Source organism: Planktothrix sp. FACHB-1355 (genome assembly GCF_014748295.1).
Taxonomy (GTDB): domain Bacteria; phylum Cyanobacteriota; class Cyanobacteriia; order Cyanobacteriales; family Aerosakkonemataceae; genus Aerosakkonema; species Aerosakkonema funiforme_A.
Map to the genome: position 1 here is coordinate 1 of NZ_JACJUP010001066.1, position 2,452 is coordinate 2,452.

Annotated in this window: 2 protein-coding genes, 1 tRNA gene and 1 pseudogene; 3 read left to right on the forward strand and 1 reads right to left on the reverse strand. The window is 46.9% G+C overall.

The window, feature by feature from the left end:
- Positions 1–165 precede the first annotated feature (165 nt).
- Positions 166–1,191: a phosphoribosylformylglycinamidine cyclo-ligase gene (gene purM / locus H6S82_RS29015; RefSeq protein WP_190469369.1), complete on the forward strand. Its 1,026-nt coding sequence runs from the start codon at positions 166–168 to the stop codon at positions 1,189–1,191.
- A gap of 68 nt (positions 1,192–1,259) precedes the next feature.
- Here the strand turns inward: purM and H6S82_RS29020 are convergent.
- Positions 1,260–1,331, reverse strand: a tRNA-Cys gene (locus tag H6S82_RS29020).
- A 259-nt stretch (positions 1,332–1,590) separates the two neighbouring features.
- Between H6S82_RS29020 and H6S82_RS29025 the strand changes: the two genes are divergently transcribed.
- On the forward strand, positions 1,591–1,938 hold the full coding sequence (locus tag H6S82_RS29025) for a hypothetical protein (protein ID WP_190469376.1): 348 nt from the start codon (positions 1,591–1,593) through the stop codon (positions 1,936–1,938).
- 136 nt (positions 1,939–2,074) lie between these two features.
- Positions 2,075–2,452, forward strand: a pseudogene (locus H6S82_RS29030) (AAA family ATPase); the annotation flags it as partial.

A 2,452-nucleotide genomic window follows, 5' to 3' on the forward strand; every position in this document is an offset into this window, starting at 1 on the left:
TCTGCTATCGAGGTGACATTTTTGTTAATGGTAGGGGCGCGATTGCCAAGGCCGGGTAAAATACATCGTGCAGTCATATGCAGTTAAGCAAGTTGCGTGCGTACCTGTCGTCAGGCTCGATCTGCCTAAAGTACACGCACTCGCGTTGCAGGTGGAGTTTTAGTGATGGATTATCGAGAAGCAGGTGTAGATGTTGAAGCGGGTCGTGCTTTTGTGGAGGGAATACGCAATCTGGTACATCGTACTCATCGATCGGAAGTGATTGGTGGGTTGGGTGGTTTTAGCGGTTACTTCCGGTTACCGACAGGGTTTAAAGAGCCTGTTTTGGTTTCGGGTACGGATGGTGTTGGCACAAAGCTCAAGATAGCGCAAGACCTTAACTGTCATGAAACGATCGGTATCGATCTGGTGGCAATGTGCGTTAACGATGTTCTCACTTCCGGGGCAGAACCTTTGTTTTTTTTAGATTATTTAGCTACGGGTCAGCTGGATCGATCGCAACTGACTCAGGTGATTGCGGGGATTACGGAGGGCTGTCAGCTGGCCGGTTGTACGCTGTTGGGTGGAGAAACGGCGGAAATGCCGGGATTTTATGGGGCGGGAGTATACGATTTGGCTGGTTTTTGTGTGGGGATTGTGGAAAGAAGCCAGCTGCTTGATGGAGAGCAGGTTAAAGTTGGGGATATTGCGATCGGCTTAGCTTCTGCGGGTGTTCACAGCAACGGTTATAGTTTGGTTCGCAAAATTGTCGAGCGCAATAATTTTAGCTGGAGCGATACGCCTCCACAGTTGTCCGGCCAGAGTTTGGGAGATGTTCTGCTTGCCCCGACTCGCATCTATGTTAAGCCGGTTCTGGCAGCACGAGCAGCTGGAATTCAAATACATGGTATGGCTCACGTAACTGGTGGGGGATTGCCAGAAAATTTACCTCGCTGCTTGGGAAAAGGCCAATCTATTCGTATTGATATTGGTAGTTGGCCGATTTTACCGATTTTTGATTGGTTAGCTGTCTCAGGTGAAGTCAGTCCAAAAGCGATGTTCGATACATTCAACATGGGAATTGGATATATGTTGCTAGTATCGCCAGAACAGACAAAGCAGACAATTAGCTGGTTTGAGTCCCATAATATTGCTGCCTATGCGATCGGTGAGGTGATTGCTGGAAATGGTGGTGCGATCGGCCTACCCTAGTGACTTACCCAAGCTATCAGCCAACTATACGCGCAGCGTATAGTTGGGGCTTTTTATGGTTTTGTCAAAGGCGGTACCCAGATTTGAACTGGGGGATGAAGGTTTTGCAGACCTCTGCCTTACCACTTGGCTATACCGCCGAAAATTTAGATTTTAAATATAACACATTCACCATCTGTTTGAAACTGGTTTGTGGAACGATCGTCTTAGCCTTTTCTCTCTGATGGAGTAGTATAAATCTGCCTGACGACAGTTTAGCAATGCTGAGAGATCGCGTGACTGCGATTAAATGTAAATAAATGTAACGATTATGCCGTCAAAACAGCTTAATGCCTTGACAGCTAGAAATCTAACCGATAGGCTAATAAACATACCCGGGTAGAACGACTGATGAGTCATATGCAAGATAAACAAAAGGTTACGTTGTATCTTTCACCAGAGCTGCATCGTCAACTCAAAATTCGAGCCGCAATTGACTCAGAACCGATGTCATCTATTGCTGAACGAGCCATTATTTTCTACCTAGCTCATCCAGAGATAACAGAGGAGATAGAGGCATCGTACGGGCAAACTCATCGGCTCTACAGTTGTCCGGAGTGTAAGGGTTCCGTTGTGATCCAACAGGGAGAATTAGTTTCCCTTATTAAACAGCCAGGTGTACTGCCAGAAGAAGATCTTTCGGTTGAGAAGGTGACGGTAACTAAAGGAACCGATCAACAGGGAGAGCAAGAGTTGGTGCCATGCTAAAGTCGCAAAACTGCAAAAGCAAAAACTGCAAAAGCAATTAGCGATAATAATGCCCAAGCATTAGCAGGCAACTCCTCTAGAAGAATCTGGTAAGGTCTGCACCGTCTCTATTCGGTCGATAGTAGGTCGTGGAGAAATGAAAGAAGAACTAAGCGTTCTCGTTCAAGCTCAATACCCTCTGATCTACCTCGTTACTTCCGAGGAAGAGCGGGCAGAGCAGGCAATCGCAACAATCGCTCAAATGAAACCCGCACGACGGGTATATGTCTGGACAGTGACTCAAGGTATGTCAGAATACGGTCACCCTCGAACTATCCAGCATAATACCGTCTCGCCACAAGCAGCGATTGAGTGGGCGATGAATAGACAGCGAGACCCACAGCGAGATTCTAGTATTTTCATCTTCAAAGATCTGCATCCATTTTTTAACGATCCTCAGACTACGCGGTGGCTCAGGGATGCGATCGCCAGCTTTAAAGGCACCCAAAAAAGCATCATCTTGATGTCACCGGTG

Bases quoted from the DNA above. Each gene is read 5' to 3' on its own strand.
- purM (WP_190469369.1), top strand. From the start codon at position 166: ATGGATTATCGAGAAGCAGGTGTAGATGTTGAAGCGGGTCGTGCTTTT.
- H6S82_RS29025 (WP_190469376.1), top strand. From the start codon at position 1,591: ATGCAAGATAAACAAAAGGTTACGTTGTATCTTTCACCAGAGCTGCAT.